The sequence below is a fragment of the Bacillus sp. JJ1474 genome (assembly GCF_036965225.1).
Classification (GTDB): Bacteria; Bacillota; Bacilli; order Bacillales; family Cytobacillaceae; genus Cytobacillus.
Window position 1 is genome coordinate 1 of the sequence record NZ_JBALPC010000058.1, and the last position, 26,612, is coordinate 26,612.

The 26,612-nt window shown below is 37.0% G+C and carries 28 protein-coding genes and 1 pseudogene; 23 read left to right on the top strand and 6 right to left on the bottom strand.

Annotated elements, in window-relative coordinates:
- The first annotated feature begins 200 nt into the window (after window positions 1–200).
- From V7164_RS09040 to V7164_RS09050, 3 genes are read left to right on the top strand one after another with little or no spacing between them, the layout of a single operon-like run.
- Window positions 201–1,004, top strand: a complete 804-nt coding sequence (locus V7164_RS09040; protein ID WP_335353949.1) for a metal ABC transporter ATP-binding protein — start codon at window positions 201–203, stop codon at window positions 1,002–1,004.
- Complete coding sequence (locus V7164_RS09045; protein WP_335348194.1) at window positions 998–1,834, top strand: metal ABC transporter permease; 837 nt, start codon at window positions 998–1,000, stop codon at window positions 1,832–1,834. Before V7164_RS09040 ends, V7164_RS09045 begins: the two co-directional genes overlap by 7 nt.
- Before the next feature lie 39 nt (window positions 1,835–1,873).
- Window positions 1,874–2,287: a Fur family transcriptional regulator gene (locus tag V7164_RS09050; protein ID WP_335348193.1), complete on the top strand. Its 414-nt coding sequence runs from the start codon at window positions 1,874–1,876 to the stop codon at window positions 2,285–2,287.
- A gap of 34 nt (window positions 2,288–2,321) precedes the next feature.
- On the opposite strand, the gene V7164_RS09055 is transcribed toward V7164_RS09050, so the two are convergent.
- The gene (locus V7164_RS09055) at window positions 2,322–2,891 is read right to left on the bottom strand and encodes a hypothetical protein (RefSeq protein ID WP_335348199.1); all 570 of its coding nucleotides are present in this window, start codon (window positions 2,889–2,891) and stop codon (window positions 2,322–2,324) included.
- Between the two features lie 294 nt (window positions 2,892–3,185).
- Between V7164_RS09055 and V7164_RS09060 the strand changes: the two genes are divergently transcribed.
- A complete protein-coding gene (locus tag V7164_RS09060) occupies window positions 3,186–3,566 on the top strand; it encodes a DUF4190 domain-containing protein (RefSeq protein ID WP_335345353.1) in 381 nt (126 codons plus the stop codon).
- Between the two features lie 48 nt (window positions 3,567–3,614).
- On the opposite strand, the gene ispG is transcribed toward V7164_RS09060, so the two are convergent.
- Window positions 3,615–4,739 (bottom strand): flavodoxin-dependent (E)-4-hydroxy-3-methylbut-2-enyl-diphosphate synthase, encoded by a 1,125-nt coding sequence (gene ispG / locus V7164_RS09065; protein WP_335345352.1) that lies wholly within the window; start codon window positions 4,737–4,739, stop codon window positions 3,615–3,617.
- Window positions 4,740–5,056: 317 nt separating this feature from the next.
- On the bottom strand, window positions 5,057–5,380 hold the full coding sequence (locus tag V7164_RS09070; RefSeq protein ID WP_335345351.1) for a hypothetical protein: 324 nt from the start codon (window positions 5,378–5,380) through the stop codon (window positions 5,057–5,059).
- Between the two features lie 169 nt (window positions 5,381–5,549).
- Here V7164_RS09070 and V7164_RS09075 point away from each other — a divergent pair, with 169 nt between their 5' ends.
- Window positions 5,550–7,256, top strand: coding sequence for a methyl-accepting chemotaxis protein (locus tag V7164_RS09075; protein WP_335345356.1), 1,707 nt, complete (start codon window positions 5,550–5,552; stop codon window positions 7,254–7,256).
- A gap of 39 nt (window positions 7,257–7,295) precedes the next feature.
- Here V7164_RS09075 and V7164_RS09080 read toward each other — a convergent pair whose 3' ends face one another.
- Window positions 7,296–8,069, bottom strand: a complete 774-nt coding sequence (locus tag V7164_RS09080; RefSeq protein ID WP_335345350.1) for a DUF1189 domain-containing protein — start codon at window positions 8,067–8,069, stop codon at window positions 7,296–7,298.
- Window positions 8,070–8,408: 339 nt separating this feature from the next.
- Between V7164_RS09080 and V7164_RS09085 the strand changes: the two are divergent.
- The 10 genes and pseudogenes from V7164_RS09085 to phoU form a co-directional block, all read left to right on the top strand.
- A pseudogene (locus V7164_RS09085) lies at window positions 8,409–9,089 on the top strand (Na/Pi cotransporter family protein); the annotation flags it as partial.
- Window positions 9,090–9,152: 63 nt separating this feature from the next.
- Window positions 9,153–9,632 (top strand): DUF456 domain-containing protein, encoded by a 480-nt coding sequence (locus V7164_RS09090; protein ID WP_335345349.1) that lies wholly within the window; start codon window positions 9,153–9,155, stop codon window positions 9,630–9,632.
- A gap of 189 nt (window positions 9,633–9,821) precedes the next feature.
- On the top strand, window positions 9,822–10,430 hold the full coding sequence (locus V7164_RS09095; protein WP_335353950.1) for a superoxide dismutase: 609 nt from the start codon (window positions 9,822–9,824) through the stop codon (window positions 10,428–10,430).
- 111 nt (window positions 10,431–10,541) lie between these two features.
- Window positions 10,542–11,759, top strand: coding sequence for an MFS transporter (locus V7164_RS09100; protein ID WP_335345347.1), 1,218 nt, complete (start codon window positions 10,542–10,544; stop codon window positions 11,757–11,759).
- A gap of 144 nt (window positions 11,760–11,903) precedes the next feature.
- Complete coding sequence (locus V7164_RS09105) at window positions 11,904–14,066, top strand: peptidoglycan D,D-transpeptidase FtsI family protein (RefSeq protein ID WP_335345346.1); 2,163 nt, start codon at window positions 11,904–11,906, stop codon at window positions 14,064–14,066.
- A gap of 189 nt (window positions 14,067–14,255) precedes the next feature.
- On the top strand, window positions 14,256–15,248 hold the full coding sequence (locus tag V7164_RS09110; protein WP_335345345.1) for a PstS family phosphate ABC transporter substrate-binding protein: 993 nt from the start codon (window positions 14,256–14,258) through the stop codon (window positions 15,246–15,248).
- 109 nt (window positions 15,249–15,357) lie between these two features.
- A complete protein-coding gene (gene pstC, locus V7164_RS09115; protein WP_438824012.1) occupies window positions 15,358–16,266 on the top strand; it encodes a phosphate ABC transporter permease subunit PstC in 909 nt (302 codons plus the stop codon).
- Window positions 16,266–17,144, top strand: coding sequence for a phosphate ABC transporter permease PstA (pstA, locus tag V7164_RS09120; RefSeq protein ID WP_335345344.1), 879 nt, complete (start codon window positions 16,266–16,268; stop codon window positions 17,142–17,144). Before pstC ends, pstA begins: the two co-directional genes overlap by 1 nt.
- 54 nt (window positions 17,145–17,198) lie before the next feature.
- Complete coding sequence (gene pstB / locus V7164_RS09125) at window positions 17,199–17,999, top strand: phosphate ABC transporter ATP-binding protein PstB (protein WP_335345354.1); 801 nt, start codon at window positions 17,199–17,201, stop codon at window positions 17,997–17,999.
- Window positions 18,000–18,025: 26 nt separating this feature from the next.
- Window positions 18,026–18,682, top strand: a complete 657-nt coding sequence (gene phoU / locus V7164_RS09130; protein WP_335345343.1) for a phosphate signaling complex protein PhoU — start codon at window positions 18,026–18,028, stop codon at window positions 18,680–18,682.
- Window positions 18,683–18,723: 41 nt separating this feature from the next.
- On the opposite strand, the gene V7164_RS09135 is transcribed toward phoU, so the two are convergent.
- Window positions 18,724–19,194 carry a hypothetical protein gene (locus V7164_RS09135; RefSeq protein ID WP_335353951.1) on the bottom strand — a complete coding sequence of 157 codons (471 nt, stop codon included), beginning with the start codon at window positions 19,192–19,194 and terminating at the stop codon, window positions 18,724–18,726.
- Window positions 19,195–19,197: 3 nt separating this feature from the next.
- Window positions 19,198–19,578 carry a hypothetical protein gene (locus tag V7164_RS09140; RefSeq protein WP_335353952.1) on the bottom strand — a complete coding sequence of 127 codons (381 nt, stop codon included), beginning with the start codon at window positions 19,576–19,578 and terminating at the stop codon, window positions 19,198–19,200.
- Between the two features lie 555 nt (window positions 19,579–20,133).
- On the opposite strand from V7164_RS09140, the gene V7164_RS09145 reads away from it, so the two are divergent.
- The 8 genes from V7164_RS09145 (at window position 20,134) to V7164_RS09180 (ending at window position 26,386) form a co-directional block, all read left to right on the top strand.
- Window positions 20,134–21,891: a glycosyltransferase family 4 protein gene (locus tag V7164_RS09145; protein ID WP_335353953.1), complete on the top strand. Its 1,758-nt coding sequence runs from the start codon at window positions 20,134–20,136 to the stop codon at window positions 21,889–21,891.
- 33 nt (window positions 21,892–21,924) lie between these two features.
- On the top strand, window positions 21,925–22,566 hold the full coding sequence (locus tag V7164_RS09150) for a hypothetical protein (protein ID WP_335353954.1): 642 nt from the start codon (window positions 21,925–21,927) through the stop codon (window positions 22,564–22,566).
- A gap of 77 nt (window positions 22,567–22,643) precedes the next feature.
- A complete protein-coding gene (rpmG, locus tag V7164_RS09155; protein WP_057771568.1) occupies window positions 22,644–22,793 on the top strand; it encodes a 50S ribosomal protein L33 in 150 nt (49 codons plus the stop codon).
- 67 nt (window positions 22,794–22,860) lie between these two features.
- Window positions 22,861–23,430, top strand: coding sequence for a 5-formyltetrahydrofolate cyclo-ligase (locus V7164_RS09160; protein WP_335353968.1), 570 nt, complete (start codon window positions 22,861–22,863; stop codon window positions 23,428–23,430).
- Entirely contained in the window at window positions 23,423–24,223 is an 801-nt protein-coding gene (locus V7164_RS09165) for a DUF92 domain-containing protein (protein ID WP_335353955.1), read from the top strand. Before V7164_RS09160 ends, V7164_RS09165 begins: the two co-directional genes overlap by 8 nt.
- A gap of 42 nt (window positions 24,224–24,265) precedes the next feature.
- Window positions 24,266–24,463 (top strand): hypothetical protein, encoded by a 198-nt coding sequence (locus tag V7164_RS09170; RefSeq protein ID WP_335353956.1) that lies wholly within the window; start codon window positions 24,266–24,268, stop codon window positions 24,461–24,463.
- Window positions 24,464–24,606: 143 nt separating this feature from the next.
- Window positions 24,607–26,151 (top strand): rhomboid family intramembrane serine protease, encoded by a 1,545-nt coding sequence (locus V7164_RS09175; RefSeq protein WP_335353957.1) that lies wholly within the window; start codon window positions 24,607–24,609, stop codon window positions 26,149–26,151.
- Between the two features lie 34 nt (window positions 26,152–26,185).
- Window positions 26,186–26,386, top strand: coding sequence for a YqgQ family protein (locus V7164_RS09180; RefSeq protein WP_335347797.1), 201 nt, complete (start codon window positions 26,186–26,188; stop codon window positions 26,384–26,386).
- The last annotated feature ends 226 nt before the right edge of the window (window positions 26,387–26,612 follow it).

A 26,612-nucleotide genomic window follows, 5' to 3' on the forward strand; every position in this document is an offset into this window, starting at 1 on the left:
TTATTTTATGATTGATGATATTTTCAAAGATCTTCATCTCTCATCACTCCTCCGTAGTACTTTATGAAGGAGATAGGCAATATGTGACAGCAATAATCTAATTAAAGGTAAGTGCCTTGTTTCTTTACAAATATTTTTTCTTCCTGTATACTAACTTTTGTTAAATCGGAATGATTCTTAATTTAAAAAGGTGATAGTAAATGAAGGCACATGATAAGCCTATAATAAATATCAATCAATTATCTTATCGTTATGAAAAAGAAAACGTACTGGAAGATATAAATTTATCCATAAAAGAAGGGGCCTTTCTTGGAATTGTTGGTCCAAATGGTTCGGGGAAATCCACTTTATTAAAGCTAATTCTAGGGCTGCTTAAAACGCAAAAAGGTGAAATTCAGCTCTTTGGTCAGGAGATAAGCAAATTTAAGGATTGGCACAAAATTGGCTTTGTTTCTCAAAAGGCAAACTCATTTAACACTGGTTTTCCAGCAACCGTCTATGAGGTGGTAGCTAGTGGATTAACAAAAAAGCTTGGTCTTTTTAAGTTTATGAAAAATGAGCACAGGCAAAAGGTTATAAAAGCTATCGACTCAGTAGGGCTTCTCCCTTTTCAAAAACGTAATATTGGGGAGCTTTCAGGAGGACAGCAGCAGCGTGTATTCATAGCAAGAGCTTTAGTAAGTGATCCGAAACTAATGATTTTAGATGAGCCTACAGTGGGAGTTGATGCACAAAATGTGCAATCCTTTTACGAGATGCTTGATAGCCTAAATAAAGAATTAGGAATTACACTTCTTTTAGTCACACATGATATTGGCGCCATATCTGACAAGGTTACTCATGTTGCTTGTTTAAATAAGCATTTACATTTTCATGGGGAAACTAATGAGTTTGAGCAGTTGAAAATGGAGGAGATGTCTGATTTTTATGGTCATGACATTCATATCCTGACACATAATCATGATCACCATAATCACCAGCATGGAGGAGCAGGGCAATGCTAGCGGGGATACTACAATATGAATTTTTGCAAAATGCCTTTTTAACGGGAATTATTATTGGAATTATTGCACCATTATTAGGTGTATTTATTGTTGTCCGAAGGCTGTCACTTATTGCCGATGCATTAAGCCATGTTACCCTTGCCGGAATAGCAGCAAGTCTCTATTTCGAAAAGAAAGTGACGGGATTAAGCGGATTGAATCCCATCTATATGGGAATGGCTTTTTCTGTGACAGGGTCTTTATTTATTGAAAAGCTAAGATCTGTTTATAAGCATTATCAAGAGCTGGCTATTCCTATTATATTATCCGGTGGGATTGGGATAGGCGTTATTTTTATTTCTCTTGCAGATGGCTTTAATACAGATTTATTTAGTTATTTATTTGGAAGTGTCAGTGCAGTAAGCCGTGTTGATTTATGGACGATATTAATTATCAGTATTCTCGTCATATCAATGATCTTCCTTCTGTATAAAGAATTATTCCTGCTTTCCTTTGATGAAGAACATGCAAAGGCTTCAGGGATAGCTGCAAAATGGGTGCATTTTATATTTATCATCATGGTTGCACTCGTGATTGCTGCATCGATGCGAATTGTGGGGATTCTGTTAGTTTCTTCTTTAATGACCTTACCGGTCGCAGCCAGTATTCGCATTGCAAAAGGCTTTAAACAAACGATCTTTTTTTCAGTAATATTTGGCGAAACTTCCGTACTAGGCGGGCTGACACTCTCCTATTACTTAGATCTAGCCCCAGGCGGAACAATCGTTATAATCGCGGTCTTTATTTTGATCATGACGATCTTGTTCAAAAAATTCACAACTAACATATAGCAAATCTGACATAGAGTTCATTTTAATGAGGTGAATGAAGTGGATATCAATGAAGCATTACAGCTATTAAAGGAAAAGGGCTATAAACATACAGGAAAAAGAGAAGAAATGCTGCAGTTTTTTGCAAAAAGTAATAAATATTTAACTGCACGTGATGTTTTGACATGGATGAAGGATGATTATCCTGGCTTAAGCTTTGATACCATTTATAGAAATTTATCTTTATTTGTCGAGCTTGGCATTTTTGAAATGACGGAACTTTCTGGGGAGAAGCATTTTCGCTATACTTGCGCGCATGAACATCATCACCATCATTTTATATGTATGGATTGCGGGAAAACTAAAGAAATTGACACGTGTCCGATGCAAGAGCTGCAGGACAATTTAAAGGGCTATGATATTTCCGGACATAAATTTGAAATATATGGCCGCTGCCCAGAATGTGTCAGCTGAGGGCTAAATAAAAACGGCTTAACACCGTTTTTATTTAGCCTTCTTTTAACCATTTATCTACCCATTCGTTTGCTTCCATCCAGTTTTTTACGCGAATTACTCCAGAAGGTATTGGATCCTGGTTATACGGAGTATCAAATAAAATAACAGGAATTTGGCATTCTTCGTGTATCATCACAGCATTATCATGCTTATCTTCAAAAAAGATATCGACTTTGAAATCTTTAGCTGCCTTTACTTTGTAATGGGTTCCAATTAACTCAATGTGATGAAAGGATAACGCATGCTTTAAAAACCATTCCTCAGTAAGCTTCAGTAAGTGCGAACCCCGAGCACTAATGAAAAATAATTCATGCTCCTTTTCCCATTTATTCAAAATCTCTTTAGCCCCCACAGCAAGCGGTGATTCAGCATATATAGCCGGCTCACTTTCAGCAAACCAATGTGCAAATTCTTCCTCTGTAATTTCTACTAAATGGGTAAGATCGTATTGTTTAACATCATTTAAAGTAATGTTTAAATTAAAGGCTTTATTTAAAAATGGGATCATTGAAGAAGGACATGAAACTGTCCCATCAATATCAATACCAAAACGCTTTTTCATTCTTAATACTCCCCTTAAAAACAAGTTCTTCTATATCTTATCAGAAGTGTGTATTAGACTAAAGAAATTTAGTAAAAACATGGGACATAGTAAAACATTAACATCTTTAAAATGGGGATTTTCGTAAACAATATTAATGCTCCAAAAAAAAATACTTTTACGGGAATCGTAAGAACTTTGAGCCCATTTCAAAAGCGTGCTCCGAAATGCCTCAAATAAATCTTTGTTTCCTTAGAAAGTCAGGCTGCAACATGGGGAAACGAATGTTTCCATATTTGAAAGCGAGGGATTTGGATGGCAGATCAAGAACGTGATTACGAGGATTATGATCTTCGTCATAGCGAGAACATTGGCGAAAAGAACCAATATGGAGCTGCGGATTATAATGAAGAAACCTCTGCTGAGATTGCTGCACCTATTTCATTTGACAGGGGTAGAACAAATACAATAAATGAGAGAGATAATGAAGCGGAAACAGCGGGAAGAGGAATGGGGATTGCTGCATTAGTTCTTTCCATTATCTCTTTGTTCGTATTCCCAGTCTTATTTGGAGCAACGGGTATTGTACTTGGGTTCATCGCGCGGCGCCGGGGAGCTTTAAGCTTAGGGAGCTGGGCAATTGGCATTGGGGTAGTATCCATTATTGTAGGGATGTTTATCCTTCCATTTTTTTAACATAATCAAATTTAAATGAAAGAAGAGGGTGACTTAGTCACCCTCTTCTTAGTCTTGCTTTACTGTTTCAGCATTCTTTTTTTCTTCTTCTTGTTTAGCAAAGTATTCAGCTGCAATTTTATCGATTTCAATTTTTAATTCTTCGACCATCGTTTCTTCAGGGACTTTCCGAACAATTTCCCCTTTACGGAATAGAAGTCCTTCTCCTCTAGCGCCGGCAATACCGATATCTGCCTCACGTGCTTCACCTGGCCCGTTTACCGCACAGCCAAGGACTGCTACTTTTATTGGTGCTTTGATTTTCTGGATATATTCCTCAACCTCGTTCGCAATGCTGATTAAATCAATTTCAATTCTGCCGCATGTAGGGCAGGAAATTAATGTTGCAGCATTAGAAGATAATCCAAATACCTTTAATAATTCACGAGCTACCTTGACTTCTTCAACAGGGTCTGCACTTAAAGAAATACGGAGTGTGTTTCCAATTCCTTTATTGAGAATAACACCGAGACCAGCTGCACTTTTCACAGTACCCGCAAAAAGAGTACCGGATTCTGTAATTCCAAGATGCAGTGGATAATCAAATGCCTTTGCGGCTTTTTCATATGCTTCTATAGCTAAATTAACATCAGATGCCTTCATTGAAACGATAATATCATGGAAATCCAGATCCTCAAGAATTTTAATATGGTGAAGTGCGCTTTCAACCATTCCATCTGCAGTTGGATAACCATATTTTTCAAGAATTTTTTTCTCTAATGAGCCAGCATTTACTCCGATTCGGATTGGGATCCCTTTTTCTTTTGCGGCTTTTACAACCGCCTCTACTTTCTCACGCTTTCCGATATTTCCAGGATTGATTCTTATTTTATCAGCTCCGCCTTCAATGGCCTTCAGAGCAAGCTTATAGTCAAAATGAATATCAACAACGAGCGGAATGTTTATTTGCTTTTTAATATCTGCAATGGCGTTTGCAGCCCTTTCATCCGGACAAGCTACACGTACGATCTGACAGCCAGCTTCCTCTAAACGTTTAATTTCAGCTACAGTAGCCTCGACATCATGCGTTTTAGTTGTTGTCATGCTTTGGATAAACAGCTCGTTACTGCCGCCAATCGTTAATGGTCCAACCTTAACTGGACGTGTTTTTGTACGATGTATGATTTCACTCAATGGAGATTCGCTCCTTCTATTAACAGTTCTCAATAATACTTTTTTTCTAATCCATTGCTATTGTATCAGTGTTTCATTGATATTGACAAGAATGATGGTTTATCCAGCAGTGGTAAATTTTTAACTTCATTCAGCAGAAGTCAGCTACTTGTTATGTAGGAAATGACTGCCAAAAGGTATCCAATTTAAGCTGGAGTCAAATTCCCGACTGAATGAAGTTAAAGCCTCCGGCGGATGCCTCAGATTTTTTAGTGGAAATTTATCGAGCGGAGATCGATAAAAATCTGGGCGCAATTTCACCGAGGTGAAATTGATGTTTAGTTACGATAATCAGGAAACTTATAAATGTAACCGGATTTAATTTTTTCCGGACTTAAGCCATTATTTAAAATTTTAAAATCAGAAATGACTTTGGAAATAGAAACAGAAAGCGGAGCATTTATGTTTTTTTCTACAAGCGATAAAACTGTATCACCTGATGAAACTTTTTTTTCAAAATAGGGCAATAAAGTTTCATTCTCCGCCATAGCTTCAATAACTGGTTCATCGACAGTAGGAATAGGAAGGGTTCCTTTAGTTAGGTCAAAATATATAACATAAATAACAAGGACTGATAGTAGAAAAAGGGCAAGACGTTTCATATAGGAAAACCTCCGGAATAAATAAGCTGTTTACCAAATATGTATGCTTCTACAAAAAAAATAGAACTTTAGTTGGAAAAATTAATGGAAATATTACTAACTCTTTACAATTTCTTAATACTTCTCTGCCATAATGAAATTGATTTTGGAAGGGGGAAATTATTTGTTAGTGGGGAAGATTCAAGCTGCAACACGAACATTATTAGCAAAAATTACTCTGCAAACAAGACTGCTTGTTCTCATCTTAGGTTTGCTCCTATTGACCGTTTCATCTATAGCATATATCTCTTACGGAAAATCAAAGGATACGGCAGTAAATTTAATTGAACAGAGATTGATTAAAGAAGTAAAATCGATTTATGATTTATCTCAAAATCTCATGCTTATCTATGTAGGCAATGAAGACAAGTTTAATAAAAAAATGAATCAGGTGATAAAAAGCCAGGATGCTGGGCTTGCACAAGATGGGCTAAGCGGGAGCTTTTTCTTAGTTAATGAAAAAGGAGCCACTCCATTCCAAATTAGTAAAAATACGAAGATCAAATTTTCCCAATCAACCATTGATAAAATAATGAAAAAACAAAATGGACTCATTCATCAAAATATTGACGGAGACGATTACACTATTTCATTTCAGTCCGTTCAGGAGCTAAAAGGAATTTATGTCATTGCTATCCCGCAAAGTCAATATTTAAAAGAAGTGAATGAAATGGCCAAATACATAATAATTGCAGTCATCATAAGTCTTTCTATTACCTCAGTTATTGTTATTTTATTAGTAAGAAATTTAACAAGTCCATTATCAAGGCTGAGAGAGGTTATGAAGGAAGCACGGAATGGAAATTTAGATGTTCGAGTGAAGGCAAACACAACAACACCGGAAATTACCTCTCTTATCAAAAGCTTCGATGCGATGATTAAACAAATGAGCTCGCTTTTATATAAAATAACGGCCACTACTAGGGATTTATCAGAAACAGGCGGAGATCTGCAACAAATATCTGGTGAGGTAATGGTGGAAAACGAGCAGTTGATGAGGGCGATTCAAATTGTGAAATTGGGTGCTGAACAAACGGCCAGCAGTTCAGATAATAGTATCCAAATGTTTCAAAGTATGAGAGATGCTATTAATAATATTTTTGAACAAATGAAGGAAATCATGAATAAAACACAATCCATGAATGAATCAGCTCATGATGGAGAATTGAGTGTCGAGAATCTTATTCAAGCGTTTAATCACTTGAGCGATGAATTCAAAACCGTTTCCGCTACCGTTCAGGAGGTGAAGGAACATTCAGCATCAATAGCTGAAATTGTTACGTTTATCCAGCAGATGGCGGGACAAACTAAGCTTTTGGCATTAAATGCCGCCATAGAAGCAGCGCGGGCAGGAGAAGCGGGTAGCGGCTTTGCGGTAGTTGCTAATGAAGTAAGGAATTTAGCAGAGCAATCTTCGCAAGCCACAGAGGAAATAAAGCATACCATTGAAAAAATGGAGCTAATCTCTCTGAAGGCTTCGAATGAATTCGAAGAAATGCTTGTTCATTTTCAATCACATCTTGAAACGGCATCGGTCAGCAGAAAATCCTTTGATTTGTTAATGCTCGAAATTGCCGCAGTAAGTGAAATGATTCGTCATGCACAGGGTGAATTAGTTGGACTGAATGATACTCTTCCTAAGATGGAATCTGTAACTGAAAACTTTGTCTCAGTCTCACAGGAAACCTTTGCAAGCGCAGAGCAGGTTGTTGAAGCATCTCAAAAACAAATGATCAAAATGAAGAAGAACCATGAATCAGGCGAAAAACTGAAGGAACTCTCTCAATCACTAGCCGAGCTAAATGCAGAATTTCGATATTCACAAGGTGTTCGCTAATAAAAAAGGAAAAAAAATAAAACGCGCTTAATGCACGTTTTATTTTTTTGCTTTTGGCAGGGGGATTTCTTTAATAGTTAGGAATAGAATGATATACGCAACAAGCCAATTAAGCAGAGCTCCATTTGGTACCTCCGTCTGAAGACTATCCATAATTGTAAAAAAGATAGTTGGCAGTGTGACACTATAGGCGGCTAGTCGCCAAGTATGACGATATTGAATATTTCTATTAAGCATTTTTTTCAAGAGCAAGCCAAGTAAGGCAAGGAAAGAAACCTCGATAAATTTCGCCCCGCTTGCAAAAATAAGAATAATCACTCCTAATAACGGAATAATGATCGCAAGTGAGGAGTTAACAGTAGCCAGAATCTCAAGCAAATCATTATTTGTAATCGAAATATCACTAAACATGGAGTACGGCAATGATTGAACCTGCCCTCCAGCGATAAAATACGCATCATTTTTTAGAATGGCAATCGTATTTTTGCTATTGTTTAATTCATCCGTGTCTACCGTGCCGGTCGAATCGAAAATAATCGTAATGTTCTCTTTGTTGAGAATAACAGGGGCTTTTGTATCAGAATGAAGCTCTCCATTTTCAATATGAAATGGAGGCAGTTCAGAACCAAGGCTTTTTTCTACTTCACTGACTCCATTTACCAGTCCGGAACTTAAAAAGTAAACGGATGGAAGGATAGAAATTAGGGCAAGAAAAAAAACATACAGGATCGTTTTTCCAATCCCCTGAAATCGAAACATGGAAATGTCCCTTGGAGAATAAAGACTTTTAAATAATTGTTTGAAAATATTCATTTAGACCACCCTTAGAAAAGTTCATCATATAATTTTAACTTGCTAAAATCATCTGTACAAGCTTTAAATATATAATTAATTTTCCGAAAACCGTAATACAATTGTAATATTAAGCTGATTTGTTAAGGTATTGTAAATTTAGTTTGAGTTTCCTTTACATCTAAAAATATTCAATTAATAATTGTATGGAGTTTGTTGAGAATTGTCGAATTTTACGATCTGGGGTTGGGGAAAGTGGAACTGAATATTCCGCAGACACTTTTTGAATTATTAGGCGGGTTAGTGATATTTTTATTTGTAATAATATTTATGAGGGGCGGGCTGAAGAAATCTTCAGCAGATTCAGTCATTGAATATAAAGCCAACCATCTTGATCCGGTTTTTATTGAGCAGTCACCATCGATTGCACTTGGACAAGCAAAAGAAGAAGTTTTGCGAATGGGCCATTTTTCTATAAAAGGTTTAGAAGAAACCCATGAATACATAAAAACAAAGAATCAAAAGCATTCCGCTAAAGCGATGCGGATTGAGGAAGCAATTAATAAACTAGATCGAAAAATAACTGATTATTTAGTAGAACTGGCAACAAGCTCACTGTCTGATCATGAATCTAAAGAGCACATAATGCTAATGGATACAGTAAGAGATATTAAGGGTATCGGTGATCATTACGAAAATATTATCGAGTTAATTGATTACCAGCAAGCAAATAAAATCTTATTGTCAGATTCAGCGATGTCTGACTTAAATGAAATGTTTATGTTAACCATTTCAACAGTTTCCGAGTCAATAGATGCTTTAGATCATAATGATAAGGAAGCAGCCATTCATGTTGTACAAAAAGAAGAAGAGATTGATAATATAGTAAGAAAGCTTCACAGACAGCATATTCTTCGCTTAAATGAGGGATTATGCTCTGCTCAAGCTGGAATCGTGTATGTTGAAATTATAAGTAATCTTGAGAGAATTGGCGACCATGCTGTAAATATCGCTGAAGCTATTTTAGGGGAAGATGATTAGTCTATAATATAGGGTAGGGAGAACACTCCTTACCTTTTATTATTCGGAGGTGCTTTGCCTTATATGGAGTATCTGAATTGGACCTTAATTATTTTATTATTCGTCATCGCCTTTATTGGCCTCGTTTACCCGATTATTCCAAGCGTTCTTTTTATCTTAGGAGGGTTTTTCTTATATGGTTTTTTATTTTCTTTTGAACCGTTTAACTGGCTTTTTTGGGTGATTCAAGGTCTTTTTGTCATTTTATTATTTGGAGCAGATTATTTAGCCAATATGATTGGGGTAAAAAAATATGGGGGCTCGAAAGCTGGGATTTGGGGCAGTACAATCGGAATTATCGTTGGCCCATTTGTTATTCCAGTGTTCGGTATCATAATCGGCCCTTTTTTAGGGGCTATCCTTGCTGAGCTAGCCGTTAACAAGAAAGAATGGAAGGAAGCTGTTAAGATAGGCTTTGGCTCTGTTATAGGCTTTATAAGCAGTGTTGTGACAAAGGGGATTATACAAGCGGTAATGGTTATTTATTTCATAATGGTCATATAACCTATTCTTTTAGGAATATTATAAATTTTATTGGGAAATGTATATGAGTGGAGAAGCATTTTAATTGAAACGATTATCTAACTTTGGTAATCTTAAAGTGTAACCATAAAGAATGATTCTAATTTCAGAATTGCAAGAAATCTAGAATTGTTTGAGTGGAAAATTATATGTACATAGGAGGAATTAATAATGGCATTTGAATTACCACAATTACCTTATGCTTATGATGCTTTAGAACCGAATATCGACAAAGAAACGATGAATATTCACCACACTAAGCACCATAACACATATGTAACAAACCTAAATAACGCTTTAGAAGGAAATGAAGAGCTTCTTTCTAAATCAGTTGAAGAAGTGATTGCAAACTTAGATGCTGTTCCAGAAGCTGCACGTACTGCAGTACGTAATAACGGCGGCGGACATGCAAACCACTCTTTATTCTGGCAAGTAATTTCTCCAAATGGCGGCGGTGAGCCAACAGGAGAATTAGCTGACGCTATTAACGGTAAATTTGGAAGCTTCGAAAGCTTTAAAGAAGAATTTGCTAAAGCTGCTACTACACGTTTTGGTTCTGGCTGGGCATGGCTTTCAGTAAATAATGGCGAGCTTGAAGTAACAAGCACACCAAATCAAGATTCTCCATTAATGGAAGGCAAAACTCCTATTCTTGGTTTAGATGTTTGGGAGCATGCTTACTATTTAAATTATCAAAACCGTCGTCCGGATTACATCGGTGCATTCTGGAATGTTGTAAACTGGGATGAGGTTTCAAAACGCTTTACTGCAGCAAAATAATACACATTTAATTACACGGCAGGGATATCCTTGCCGTGTTTTTTATTAAGTTGGTATAAGAGGAACTGCTTAGTTAGAAACTACCCTTTAGACACAAAGGGGAGTTTTTTTATGAGTAAGGTTAAAAAGTTGATCGGTGAAGTTGATTTAACGAAGGATTTGGGGTTGCTGCTTATTATCGGGGGCCTATATTCTTTAAGTGTGGCTCTGTCTAATACGTTTGTGAATATTTATCTTTGGAAGCAGTCAGGTGATTTTAAGGATTTAGGTTTGTATAATCTTACCGTTGTTGTCATTCAGCCGTTAACGTTTATTTTGGCAGGCAGGTGGGCAAAGAAAGTTGATCGCGTAATTGTTCTCCGGATTGGCGTTATTTTTTTAGCTGCCTTTTATTTAACGGTTTTAATAATAGGAACACAAGCATCAAAGTTTTTGCTGCTTCTCGGTGCATTGCTTGGTATTGGATATGGTTTTTATTGGCTTGCATTTAATGTTTTAACTTTTGAAATTACCGAACCGGAAAATCGTGATTTTTTTAACGGCTTTCTTGGGATTTTGTCTTCTGTTGGAGGAATGATTGGTCCAATAGCTGCAGGCTTAATTATTTCTAAGTTAGAAAAATTTACGGGATATACAATCATCTTCGGTACATCTTTAGCTCTTTTTTCATTGGCCGTGTTTTTAAGCTTTTTTATAAAAAGAAGGCCGGCAAAAGGAAAGTATTATTTTAGAAGAATATTAGCAGAACGAAAAAATAATAAGAATTGGCAGCTAATCACGAACGCTCACTTCTTTCAAGGGCTGCGTGAAGGTACATTTGCATTTGTCATATCGGTTTTTGTCTTTATATCAACAGGCAGTGAACTTGCCTTAGGGGCATATGGACTTGTCAACTCAGGAGTTTCATTTATTGCGTACTATTTTGTTTCAAGGCTCCTAAAAAAACAGTACCGTAAAAGGGCTATCTTAGTAGGCGGTATAATATTGTATTTGGCGATATTCCTGATTATCTTTGATATCAGCTACTCCAAACTTCTCATCTATGCAGCCACCATTGCAATAGCCTATCCTCTTCTGCTCGTTCCATATATTTCAATGACGTATGATGTGATTGGAAAAGGATGGAAGGCTGCTGAAATGAGAATCGAATATATTGTTGTAAGGGAAATTTTCGTGAATTTGGGCAGGATATTCTCAATCCTGTGCTTTCTGGGAGCAGTCACCTTTTTCAATGAGGAAAAAAGCATTCCAATCCTTCTGCTATTTCTTGGTGCTGGTCACTCTATTATATTTTTCTTCATCAGAAAAATACAGCTTCAATCTGCATAAGGGAAGAGCATGCTCTTCCCTTTTTCCTATTAACAAATATTGCATCAGCTTTCCGTATGTTCTTCCTAGAAAAATTTACTGATTTCTTATAGAATGGGATTAGTGAAATAGAAAGTTTGTTACAAAAGGAAGTGTCTATATAAATTGAATAAAAAGAAAAGGAAGAAAAAATCTCATGTTCCCGTCAGGCTGAACATTTTATTTTTTATTGTGTTTTTATTATTTTCTGTTCTAGTCCTTCGACTAGGCTTTGTGCAAATTGTGTATGGTGATGATTATAGGCGGGAAATTGAGCGGACAGAGGACGTTACGGTTAATAACCCAGTACCCAGGGGGAAGATGTTTGATCGGACAGGCAAGGTTATTGTAGATAATACACCGCAAAATGCCATTACGTATACAAATCGCGGGGCAAAGCAAGCGGAGATGCTAGATGTGGCAGAGAGACTTGCTAAACTTATCGAAAAAAATACGGATAAAGTGCAGGTTAGAGATAAAAAGGACTATTGGATTCTCAAAAATAAAGACCGAGCTGATAAAAAAGTACCGGAAAAGGAAATCGATAAATTAAAAGAAAAATTTGAAGGCAAGGAACTTGATAAGGAGATTTATCGTCTGACGGTAGATCGTGTTACGGATGAAGAGTTAAACGAACTCACTGATAAGGATTTAGAGATTCTTGCGATCTATAGGGATTTTACAAGCGGGTATGCATTAACACCACAAATTGTTAAGAATAAAGATGTAACACCAGAGGAGTTTGCTGTTGTCAGTGAAAATCTTCAGCTTCTCCCAGGCGTAGATACGACGACGGATTGGGAAAGAGCTTATGCCTTTGGTTCAACCTTGAGGTCGGTCCTTGGAAAAATAACGGATTCTGATGAAGGTTTGCCAGCTGAGCAGCTTGACTATTATTTAGCAAGAGATTATAGCCGTAATGATCGTGTAGGAAAGAGTTATATTGAAATGCAATATGAAGATGTGCTGCACGGTCAAAAGGCTAAGGTGAAAAATGTCACTGATAAGGCAGGGAATGTTCTTGAGACAATCCCAATTACAGAGGGTAAAAGAGGAATGGATCTCGTCCTTAGCATTGATATGGATCTTCAAGTTGCGATCGAAAAGATCATCGAAGAAGAATTGCAGGCTGCGAAAGCAAAGCCCGGAACTGCTTTGCTTGACAGAGCTTATGTTGTCTTGATGGATCCACATACGGGTGAAATAATGACAATGGCCGGAAAGAGAATTGTTAAGGATGAGAAAACGGGCAAGAGCGAGATGCAGGATGATGCACTAGGAAATATAGCATCAAGTTATAACGTTGGTTCAACTATTAAGGGGGCAACGATCCTTACAGGATATCAAACAGGTGTTATTAGGCCTAATACATCTTTTTATGATGCTCCCATACTAATTAGTAGAACGCCTCCAAAGAAATCATGGAAAAACCTTGGAACGATGAATGATATAAATGCACTCAAATATTCTTCCAACGTTTATATGTTTTATACCGCAATCAGAATCGGTAAAGGGAACTACATTCCTAATGGACCACTTCCGTTAGAATTAGATAAAGGCTTTGCAACGTTTCGGGATTCTTTTGCGCAATTTGGTTTAGGAGTACGTACAGGGATTGATCTCCCAAACGAGACGCTAGGTTTTAAAGGTATTTACGGAAAAACATCTGGACTTTTACTCGATTTTTCGATCGGTCAGTTTGATACGTACTCTAATATGCAATTAGCACAATATGTCTCTACCATTGCAAATGGAGGAAATCGCATGGAACCCCATATTGTCAGGGAGATTCGTGAGCCTCTACTGGAAAACAATGAGTTAGGGCCAATTGTCCAAGAAATTCAGCCTAAAGTACTTAATTATGTAGATGCTGAACCAGAATGGTTTGACCGTGTCCAACTAGGATTCAAGAAGGTTTATCAAGAGCAAGGCGGAACTGCATACGGCTATTTCGGCCAGAAAAGCTATAATCCAGCAGGGAAGACTGGTACAGCAGAAGCCTTCTATGACGGACCTGAACGTAAAAAGTTTGGTAAAGAACCACCTGAAGTAATAAACTTAAGTCTTGTTGGATATGCACCTGAAGATAATCCTGAAGTTGCAATGGCTGTTATCGTTCCATGGGCATACCAAGGAGGCCGAGGTCACTCTGCAAATTTAATCATCGGTCAAAGAGTCATGGACACCTATTTCGAATTAAAGAAACAGAGGCAAATGGGGAATATTGTCGAGAATGACGCTCAAGATATAGAAAATAGTGAAGAAACAGAAGTCGAAGAAACTGAATAAGGGATTAGATAGAGCCTGTCACCATAGTCGTGGCAGGCTTTTTTTCTGTCCTCATTTCTCGACAAATTTACACATCATTTATATCGATTTACATAACCTTTACAATCCGTTAAAACCGTATTTACAGTCATACATTATTCTAATACATGTAGGACATAATGATACAAAACACTTAGGGGGAATAAAGAAATGAAAAGCTTTAAGTACTTATCACTATCAGTAATGATTGGGGCAGTGCTGGCATTCACAGCAGCTTGTGGTACAGCAGATGAGGGAACAACTAACGGTTCTCAAGCTGGAACTGAAGGAAATAAGACAGAACAAGCTGGTGAAGAAAATAAGCAACTTCAAGGTGAAATTAATATTGACGGATCATCTACAGTATTTCCAATCATGGAAGCTGTCGTTGAAGAGTTTGGAATGGAACAACCTGGAGTAAAAGTTTCTGTTGCTTCCTCTGGTACAGGTGGCGGATTTAAAGCATTTATTGCTGGAACTACAGATTTCAGTAATGCATCTCGCCCAATTAAAGATGAAGAAAAAGCTCAGCTTGAAGAAAAAGGAATCGCTTATACAGAATTAAAATTAGCAAACGATGGTCTATCAGTTGTTGTGAACAAAGACAACACTTGGGTTGATCATTTAACAGTAGATGAATTAAAGAAAATGTGGTTAGAAGATGGAACAGTAAAAAAATGGTCTGATATCCGTGAAGGATGGCCTGAAGAAGAAATTAAATTTTATTCACCAGGTACTGATTCTGGTACATTCGATTACTTTGATGAAGTGATTCTAGAAGAGGCACCAATTGTGGAAAAAGCAACACTTTCTGAAGATGACAATGTTCTTGTACAAGGGGTTAAAGGCGATAAGAATGCAATTGGCTATTTCGGATATGCTTATTATGCTGAAAACAAAGATGCATTGAAAGTAGTCCCTATTGATGGCGGGAACGGTCCTGTAGAACCAACAAACGAAACAGTTGAAAGTGGAGAATATGCCCCATTATCACGTCCGCTTTTCACTTATGTTAAGAACGAATCAGTGAAAAAAGAAGAAGTTTATGAATTTGTAAAATTTACACTTGAAAATGCTGCAGTGCTATCTGAAGATGTAGGTTATGTAAAATTAAAGGATGAAGAATATACAAAGGCTTTAGAAACTGTAGAAGGTCTTAAGTAATCAATAAAACTTTATGATGGGAAGCGCGATTATTGTGCTTCTCATCTTGTTGTGGATGGAAGGGGTTTTCACTTTGGCAATACAAAATTCATCATTTTCTGTACAGGAAATGATTCAAGCAAAAAAACAAAAGAAAAGTGCCAGCTCTTCAGTTGAAAAGGTAGTGCCGTTTGTTTTGTTATTAACAGCTGTAGTTTCTGTATTAACAACTCTTGGAATCGTGTTTACATTGATATTTGAAACATTCACTTTCTTTAGTAAAGTTTCCATTATAGAATACATTACTGCGAAAAAATGGTATCCATTCTCGCCAACGCAGGGGTCATTTGGCGTACTGCCACTCGTTATAGGCACGTTAAAGGTAACCATTATTGCTGCAATTGTAGCTGTCCCTATTGGATTAGCAACAGCGATTTTTTTGAGTGAGTATGCATCAGACAAAACTCGCAGAATCATTAAACCGATATTAGAAGTATTAGCAGGAATTCCAACGATTGTTTATGGTTTTTTTGCCTTAACGTTCGTTACACCAATCTTAAGAGAGATGATTCCTTCCCTTGAAATATTTAATGCATTAAGCCCAGGTATTGTAATCGGGATCATGATCACTCCGATGATTGCATCTCTATCTGAAGATGCGATGTCTTCTGTACCTAATTCAATGCGTGAGGGAGCACTCGCATTAGGTTCAACAAAACTGGAAGTATCCTTAAAAGTTGTGCTGCCAGCAGCTATTTCAGGGATTATTGCTTCGATTGTCCTCGCAGTTTCGCGGGCCATTGGAGAAACAATGATCGTAGCCGTTGCAGGCGGATCCACTCCAAATATGAATTGGGATGTAACAAGTTCGATCCAAACGATGACTGCCTATATCGTTCAAGTTAGCCAAGGTGATGCAGGATATGGAACGACAATTTATTATAGTATTTATGCTGTAGGATTTACACTATTCCTGTTTACATTATTGATGAACTTATTTGCCCAATTTATCTCTCGTCGTTTTAGGGAGGAATACTAATGAAAATCATTGAACATTCAACAGTTATTAAACATATGAAAGCAAGATTATTAACAAATATTCTCTTTAAAACTTTATTTTTGATGGCAACGATGTTTGGCTTACTTGTTTTAGGAATATTATTATATCGGATACTCACTCAAGGAATCGCTTATCTTGATTTTCAGTTTTTGCAAAGTCTTCCATCACGAAAGCCTGAACTGGCGGGTGTTAAAACAGCATTGATTGGTACAGTGTGGCTTATGGGTGTTGTAGCGCCTGTATCATTATTGTTAGGTGTTGGAACAGCCATTTATTTAGAAGAATATGCGAAGAAAAATCGCTTTACACGTTTTATTCAAATCAACATCTCAAACCTTGCTGGCGTCCCATCGATTGTTTTTGGCTTATTGGGGCTTACTGTATTTGTTCGTGCACTTGCACTCGGAACGAGTGTTCTAGCTGCTGGATTAACGATGAGCTTGTTAGTTCTTCCTATCATAATTGTAGCATCCCAGGAAGCGATAAGATCTGTTCCAAAAGAATTAAGAGAAGCTTCTTTTGGGATGGGTGCGACAAAGTGGCAAACGATTGTTCATGTAGTCTTGCCAGCAGCTGTTCCCGGAATATTAACAGGCGGGATTCTTGCATTGTCTAGAGCAATAGGGGAAACGGCTCCACTTGTTGTACTTGGATTGCCATTGTTCCTTGCATTCCTGCCAAAGTCTGTTTTCGATATGTTCACTGTTTTGCCAATGCAAATTTATAACTGGACGGGGAGACCACAGGCTGAATTTCAATCGTTAGCTGCTGCAGGAATTATTGTCCTGCTCGTGATGTTAATAATCATGAATTCAATTGCTGTATTAATTCGGAATAAATTCTCAAAACGATATTAATGGAAGTGGATGAAGGGGGAACTCAATATGAATGCAACATTAGAAAAGCAAAAAATGCGTCTTGTTCAAGGCCAAGATACTGTTACGGATATAACATCAAAAAATATAGTCTATAAAACCGATCAGCTTAATTTATGGTACGGAGAAAACCATGCGTTGAAAAATATTAATTTAGATATATATGAAAATGAAGTGACAGCCATTATTGGTCCATCTGGATGTGGAAAATCTACGTATATTAAAACGTTGAACCGAATGATTGAACTAGTGCCAATTGTAAAAACATCAGGTATAATTTCGTACAGGGGCAGAAATATTTTTGATAAGTCTTATGGGGTAGAAGAATTACGTACGAAGGTTGGAATGGTGTTTCAAAAACCGAACCCTTTTCCTAAATCCATTTATGAGAACGTAGCCTATGGACCGAAAATTCATGGCATTCGTGACAAAAAAATCCTCGATCAAATTGTCGAGAAAAGTTTAAAAGGTGCGGCCATATGGGATGAAGTAAAAGACCGATTACATCAAAATGCTTACGGGCTTTCAGGGGGTCAGCAACAGCGTCTTTGCATTGCTCGCTGTTTAGCCATTGAGCCTGATGTTATATTAATGGATGAACCAACGTCAGCACTTGATCCGATCTCTACATTGAAGGTAGAAGAATTAGTACAGGAATTAAAGAAGGAATTCAGTATCATAATCGTTACTCATAATATGCAGCAGGCAGCACGTATTTCTGATAAAACGGCTTTCTTCCTAAACGGTGAAGTAATTGAGTTCGCGGAAACAAATAAAATATTCTCAACACCTTCAGATAAACGAACAGAGGATTATATTACAGGAAGATTCGGCTAATTGAATGTAAGGGGAGATAACCAGTTATGTCAGTTCGTGAAAAATTTGATGTTGATCTAAAAGAATTACAAGGAAAATTATTAGAAATTGGCAACTTTGCCGAAGACGCGCTGACCAAATCCATTATCGCTCTAGAAAGCCAAGATCTTGAGATGGCTCTTGAAATCATTGATAATGATGCTAATGCGAATCTTATGTATGAAGATATAAATGATTTTGCGATATTATTAATTGCGAGACAGCAGCCAGTAGCCATTGATCTCCGCCGCATTATTGTCGCTATAAAAATTGCAACAAATATTGAAAGAATTGCTGATTTCGCAGTAAATATTGCAAAGTCTACGATTAGAATTGGCTCGGAGCCGTTAGTAAAGCCTATTGTTCATATTAAAGAAATGCACAAAATTACTTTAGAGATGTTGAAATTATCTTTAGAGGCTTTCAATGATGAAGACATTGTAAAAGCAAAACAGTTAGCAGAGATGGATGATAAGGTTGATGATTTATATGGGCAGACAATCAGGGATTTAATGCAAATTAATATGCAAAAGCCGGAATTTTTGCCGCAAATTTTGCAGCTTTCCTTTATTTGCAGATTTCTCGAAAGATCCGCAGACCATATCACTAATATTGCTGAAAGTATTTTATACCTTGTTAAAGGAAGGCAGTATGACTTAAATTAATAGAATGACAAAAAAGCTAAAGAAGCTGGTTCTCAGCCTCTTTAGCTTTTTGTTATTATTTTTGCTATTTGTTTATAGCTCATACCAGCTTTTACTTCAAACGATCCAAGCTGTATTCTCTTACTATAGCCATTCTCCTCAAGGTATGTTTCAAACTGAGCCGCATCATCAATAATCTTTTCTTTTTCGAGCATTGCAGCAATGTCATGTGAAACCATTCCACCTATTATTTCTAACGTGTAAGCCGTAACTGATTCAGTGGATTCTGAAGGTGAAGAAGGCTGTTTTGGTGATTCGGTCTCCTTACCTTCTTCTTTATTTGCATTTTCAATTGCCTGAAACCTTTCTTTTGTTAAAATAATATATTCATGATCAGCTAATAAGGTCTTCGCATTTTCAATCGTTAATTCTTCCGGTTTCTCTTTTTTCAAAGCCGAAAAATAAAATGAGCCAATAATACAAACAGCAACGAGTATTCCAAATGCAAAGGCACGTGTATTCCTTTTGTTCATGTCTTATCCTCTTCCGATCTTTTCTGCTAGGATTGATTCAACTTCACCTGGTGTTAAGGATGATTGCCTTGCAATTTGATCTACTGTTAGCCCCTGCTGAACTAAGGACCACACCTGATTCTTGATAATATCATGGATTTCCTTCTTCTCATTTGATAGCAAAGGAGGACGTATAGTAGAAACCGGTTGAAATTCAATATCGTTAACAAGCAGTTCTTCCTCAAGAACCTTTAATTTTTTCTTAATGATATACATATCTTGAATTTGCTGCATGGATAGCTGATCTATCTCTTCACGAATAATCTTATACGGATCCTTCATAAAGACTGAACATATTAGCAGAATGACAGCAAAGGCGAGCAAGCCAATCATTATATATTCCAAATAAGTCACCTCAATTTTTGTTCTGCCAATATTTTATCATTTATAGTGACAAATTTCGATTTGGATTGTTTATGTGAACAAAGATTAAAGTTTTTTTGTCGGATTTTATTCGGTTTTATAAAAGAGTTTTTGTCGAAAAAATCCAACTTTCTTGTAAAAGATAGGAAGGAAAAATTTTTCTTAGTTAGCAAATGCAAGTATAGAAACAAAACGCAAATTACGACAATTTCCGTTCATTGTGAGAGTGAGTTTTCAGTGATAACATATAGAAATAAGGAATAAATTCACTCTATTACTCATATATATTGTTTTCTCGCAGATTAACGGGCTGTAAGACCCCCCACTTCAAGAAGTAGAGTAAAACAAAAATTTCTAAGTGGGGAATCAACAGCCCGTAAAGGCCCGATTATAGGAACACAGACTAAGAACGCCACGTCCTGTGGCAACGTCTATGTGACCCACATCCTGTGGGCCGCAACTAACAATCAGTGGGGGATGATAGAAAACCCCACTGATTGAAGTTTCACTTTATCTCAATTGAGCATGAGGTGCATCATGACTGAAAGATACTTTCATTTAAAAATAATTTCCAACAGCCTTTGTTATGCATCATGGGATATTCCTCTTCATATTAGAAACCTTGTGGAATGTTATTTCAGCAGATCCTTCTCTAAATTGACCAAGACTATTCGTCTTTATAATGCCGCAGAGGGTATAAGAGGAAGAGAGGCATATGATCAAGAAATGATCATTGGGAGGAATCAATCACAGAGAATAGTTGAGGGGCTTACGAAACATCAAAGTTACAATGCAGAAGTCGGGATCAAACTATCAAGTAATCATTTCTTTCCCATACTTCGATCAAATCTCATTGCAAGCGATACGCTAAAAAGCGAATGTGAGCTTCGTAGGGCTTGCACTGAACCTTCCGATCTACCTTATCCTTGGTCCAAGCTGGTTAGCACCTATTCGTATTATGTGCCAAATAACAGGAACGAGGACTTTTCCTTAAAATATAAGTATAAACAAACAGTTGCCTATGAAGATAAAAAATTGGAGCTTTCAAATGTAAAGAAAATGTCTAGGGAAATAGACAATTCACGTATAATGGTTAAAAAAAATACCAAACGAAGAATTCTAATTCTATCATGGGAATATCCTCCTCACCTTGTTGGCGGTTTATCAAGGCATGTTCAAGGACTTGCTGACTGTCTTCAAACAATGGACTATGAAGTGCATGTCATTACTTCAAATCCAAATGAAGCGGCGGAGGAAGAAATGAATGAGCGTGTTCGGATACATCGTGTAATCCCATTTAATCAACAGGATGAAGATTTTCTTAGCTGGATAGGCGGATTAAACTTAGCCATGCTGAATAAGGCATTGGAGATTGATAAAATATATCGCTTTAACTTGATCCACGCCCATGATTGGCTTGTTGGAGCAAGTGCTATTGTCTTAAGAAATACCCTTCGCATTCCGTTAATTGCAACTATTCACGCAACGGAATATGGAAGAAACAAAGGTATCCATACAGAGCTTCAAAAATTTATTCACGAGAAGGAACAACAATCAATTATTCAAGCGGATACAGTCATTGTCTGCAGTGAATATATGAAACGAGAGCTTAATCAAGTGTTTCGTTTACGAAACGAAAAGAAACTTCATATAATCTCAAATGGAACAGCAGCAAATACGCATGTGAAAGACGGATTGAAGGCTTTAGAAGTGATGCCTATTCAAAAAAATAAGCGTCTGATCTTTTCGATTGGACGCATCGTTAAGGAAAAAGGATTTGACACAATAATAGAGGCAGCCCAAAAAATGCAAAGACAATTTCCCGATGTATATTTCATAGTTGCCGGGAAAGGACCTCTGCTTGATAAATACCAGAGGATGGTCGATAGATTGCAGCTGCAAAATCTGCTTTTCTTTGTTGGCTATGTATCGGATGAGCAAAGGACAGCTTTGCTCAACCTCTGCAGAATGGCTGTTTTTCCAAGTCGCTATGAACCCTTTGGAATCGTTGCACTAGAAGCAATGCAGGCGGGGAAGCCGACAATTGTTTCGAATACAGGGGGCTTAAAAGAAATAGTTCAGCATAAAAGATCAGGAATGCTCATGAAACCGGGATGTTCAGACAGCTTAATCGAGCAAATTAAGTACTTGTTAGAAAATGAATCCCATGCAGAGCAAATCGGACTGTCTGGAAAAAAACGGGTCGAGACCATTTTTAGCTGGGAGAGAGTAGCTGAAGAAACAGTTAAAGTATACGAAGAATTACTTATTCATCTAAATAATGAAAAGGATTAATATGCTGACAATTTATTCGGAGGTGAAATGAATATGAAAATAAAAACTTGGATTCAACCAAAAGCTACAGAGGAAAACATAATTTCGAATAAAGAAGGGATAGAAGTTATTCCTGGGATCTGGATTGATGGAAAGACATATTGGCTGACACCAGGAGTAGAAACAATGATTGCAGAAGAAGGTTTGTCAGTTCACTTACAACAAGAGAAAGGTTCCCCAGCTTTACAATTGTATAATGTCAGTATTACCAACTTTCGTGAACGTCAGCTGCATGTAAAGCTGCTTATTCAAAATAGGCATTATCAAAGCCGAAATAGATTCAATCATTTTTTCGAAGATCATGAGCATTTTTCATTTATTTCACCTTCCGAGAAGGTTGTTTTCCACTTAGACAATCATCAAGTGCATTTAGCCAATGGGTATTGCCAAGGGAAAACATTCAGGGCTAGCACCATCCAATCTATTAGGAATGTCTTTACTGATCATATTTGGGCTTGTCCTACAACAGGAAAACTTCAATATAATCCGATGGCTAATGGCGATGCTGTCAGTTTATTTCTCTATGATTGTCATTTCAAGGGGAAACAAACCATAGAAGGGAAATCATGGATAATTAGCGGGGACAATGAGACAGAGCTAATAAAATTAAACGAGTCTCTTTTAAAAACACACTAGCATTTACATTTAAAAAGTGATATTATAAAAAGGTCGTATGAACGAACTAGTCTTTCAATAGTTTGGAGGGAAATTACATGCGTGTGAATATTACGTTGGCTTGCACAGAATGCGGAGATCGTAACTATATTTCTAAAAAAAATAAAAGAAACAATCCAGATCGTCTTGAGCTTAAAAAATACTGCCCAAGAGAAAAGCGTTCTACTACACATCGTGAGACAAAATAAGCAGTGGGGTGATTCCTACTGCTTTTTTTGTTGGCTATAAATTCATAAATGGGGGGGCTTTGGAATGATGGAAGAGAAAAAGATATTGCGAAAGAAAATAATTGATAGGCTTTCATCGATAATTAAACCTGTATATGAGCAACTTTCTTATCAAATTGCCAATCAGTTATTTCAGGATAAATATTGGAAGGAAGCTTCAACCGTTGGGGTTACTATTTCCAAGCAGCCAGAGGTTGATACATATCAAATTATTAGAAAGGCTTGGGAACAGGGAAAGCGGATTGTCGTTCCGAAATGCCTGCCAAAAACGAGGGAAATGGTATTCCGTACATTACATAGGTTTGATCAATTAGAATCGGTTTACTATGGATTACTAGAGCCCATCGAATCAGAAACAGATGAAGTATCGCCGAATGAAATAGATTTGATTATTGTTCCTGGCTTAGCCTTTACCGAGAATGGCTATAGACTTGGATTTGGCGGTGGCTATTATGACCGGTTCTTAACAAAATATAATGGCCACACTCTTTCACTTGCATTTCATGATCAAATTGTTTCAAAACTTCCAGTTGAGGACCATGATATCCCTGTCAGTAAAATTATTACGGACGAAAAGATTAAGTGTGTAAATGAATGACGCCGGTTTTCTATTTCTATTTATAGCCGCTACAGCCATTTGCGGATATTATTTTAGATTGTTAACCAGTTCAGGGAGTATAGCAGCGTTTATAGCTGGCCTAATTATTGGACTTGGCTTTGGTGTTAAAGGCTTGCTTGTGCTCGGTTTCTTTTTTGCCAGCTCCAGTCTATGGTCTAAATTCAAAAGAAGAAACAAAGTGAAAATTGAGCAGAAGCATGAAAAAGGCTCTCGCCGAGATTGGGTACAGGTAGTGGCGAATGGAGGTACGGCTGCTCTTTTTAGCATACTTTATCTAGCTTACCCTCAAGAAATCTGGTTTTATGGATTTGCCATTTCTATTGCTGCGGCTAATTCTGATACATGGGCGTCTGAAATAGGTTCTACGAGCAAACAGGCACCTATTTTTATTCGTTCAATGAGACAGGTTGACGCAGGTACCTCGGGCGCCGTTAGCGTTCTTGGGACCTTTGCTGCTCTGTGTGGGTCTTTTTCGGTGGCGATCCTTTGTTTTTATTTATTTCCTATTTCATTTACTGGACTCCTGATTATTTTCGTGTTTGGATTTGTTGGGAATATAATAGATACGATGTTTGGGGCTTTTATCCAAGTAGTCTATCAGTGCAAAATATGCGGGGCTGAAGTAGAGGCAAGTAACCATTGCGGGAAAAGAACCATTTACAAAAGAGGGCTAATTATGATGAATAATGATATTGTGAACTTTTCATCGGGTTTTCTAGCTGCATTATTAGGATTACTTTTCCTCTTATTAGTTGGTACCATAAATGGATAAAATTTATATATTCATCTCAAACTAGAATAAGGAGGGATGAATATGGGTCGTATAATATCAATCATCATGATTGGAGTTAGCGGATATTTTATTTTTCAAAATCGGTACCGAGCGTTGAATGTATTATTTAGAAATGCTATTTTACGCCGAATTTTCGTCAATTCCATCATGGGACTTCCGGGAGTGAAAGATCGTTTAATGAAATTGGTCTTCCCGCCAGGACCTGCTGAAACACATTAGAAAAAGACCTTTTGAGGTCTTTTTCTTTTGCGTTTACAGGAGTTATTGCCTATAGTAAAAATGAGGTTCAGTTTTTTGGCTCTATGTCATATTTACATTAATATAAAAAAGTAAGCTTGAAAAAGAGAGTAGGGGGAACCCCGGTGAATTTACAAGAAGATTATTTGTTCTGGAAGCTTGCCCATTATTTCATTTCGGAACATAATTATCGCATTGTTCAATTAGCTGAGCAGCATCAAGAATTATGGCTGGAAAAATTGGAGAACAAAGAGGCTCAAGTTATTAGATTGCTCAAGTATAATTTAGATTGGAGCAATTGGATGCAGAAGGACATTGAGCATACTGCGATGAATGGAGAAAGAATTCGAAAGCAGCTTATGCGCGGTGAAATGAATGTCATTAATTTATACATCTCCGCTTATCCGCCAGTAGATGATTATGAATTTAGAATTGAAAAGCCATTTATTCAAGCAGACAAAGAAAAAACAAGGGTAACCTCGATCATTTTCGATCGGTCCCATTATGAAGAAAGCTTAACAAAGCTTAACAGTATTTTTCAAAGCATTCATTCAATATCGATTAACAGAGAAGGCTATACGGAGAGTGATATTGAAGAAGTGAAGCTTGCGGCGTTATCGGAAGCATCTAATCGGCATAAGAAGGAACAAGCCCTATTTCAATATGGAAAGCCTTTTTTTACATATGTATTTATGATTATTCAAGTAGCTATGTTTCTTTTGTTGGAATGGAAGGGTGGAAGTACGAACACATCTACACTTATTGAATATGGTGCTAAGTTTAACCCGCTCATTCTCGAAGGTGAATGGTGGCGGTTTTTTACACCTATTATTCTACATATAGGGCTGCTCCATTTATTAATGAATACACTTGCGCTTTATTATTTAGGGACGACAGTCGAAAGAATATATGGCAATGCCCGCTTTCTCTTCATCTATTTGCTTGCTGGATTTTTCGGTTCTTTATTAAGCTTTGTCTTCAGTCCTAACTTATCAGCAGGCGCAAGTGGTGCTATCTTTGGCTGCTTCGGAGCCTTGCTGTATTTTGGCGTTATTTATCCAAAGCTATTCTTTAGAACGATGGGCTTAAATATTATCGTTATTCTAGGTATTAATCTTGTCTTTGGCTTTACGATGCCAAGCATCGATAATGCAGGACATATTGGCGGATTAATCGGTGGATTTTTGGCAACTGGAATTGTTCATTTTCCGAAGAAAAAAAGGCTGCTTATTCAAGGAGTTTCTATAATTATTGCAATTGTATCTATTACAGGATTGTTGAAGTATGGCTTTAATGAGCCAGGACGAGTATTAAGTGAACAATCAGCCTTAGTCATGGCACAGGAATATATGAAAACAGATGAATATGATAAAACTGTAAACATACTTCAGAATTATGCTAATGATCATTCAGCTTCTGCAGAGGTTTATTTCCTTCTCTCTTATGCAGAAATAAAAACAAACGAAATACAAAAGGCAAAAGAGCATTTACACCTAGCGATAGAACAAAGAAAAGACTTTCATGAGGCTTATTATAACTTAGCCCTCCTATATGTTCAGGAGGAAAATTTCAACGAAGCGCAAAAGTTTGCTAGTATTGCCGCTGAGTTAATGCCTGATCAACAGGATTATCAGAAATTGCTGCAGCAGATTAAAGAGCAAGTAAAGTAAATAGACAGAAATTATTATGATATGAGGGACAAGAATGAAAACGATTTATGATATTCAGCAATTCCTGAAAAAATTTGGCACATTTATTTATATAGGGGATAGGGTAGCGGATTTGGAGCTGATGGAAGCGGAGATAATGGAACTTTATCAAGCACAGCTAATGGAAACGAAAGATTATCAAATGGCGATTTTATTATTAAGACATGAGATCCAGCATCTCAAAGAAAAGGACTAAATTTTTATGACTGTAAGAAAAAGTATTCGTTCCTTTGCGAATGCTTTTTTTATTTTATTAAGTTATAGGAATGATGGGACTTCCTTAGTATGGATCAGGTTTGTTAACAAAAATAAATAAAAACAAAGGACTATGACAAATTGATCATTTTTATAAAAAAGGACAAACACGAAACTTTTGGAGGTTTAAAACGTCTAATATGTTGGGTAAAGAGAAGTCTACAATT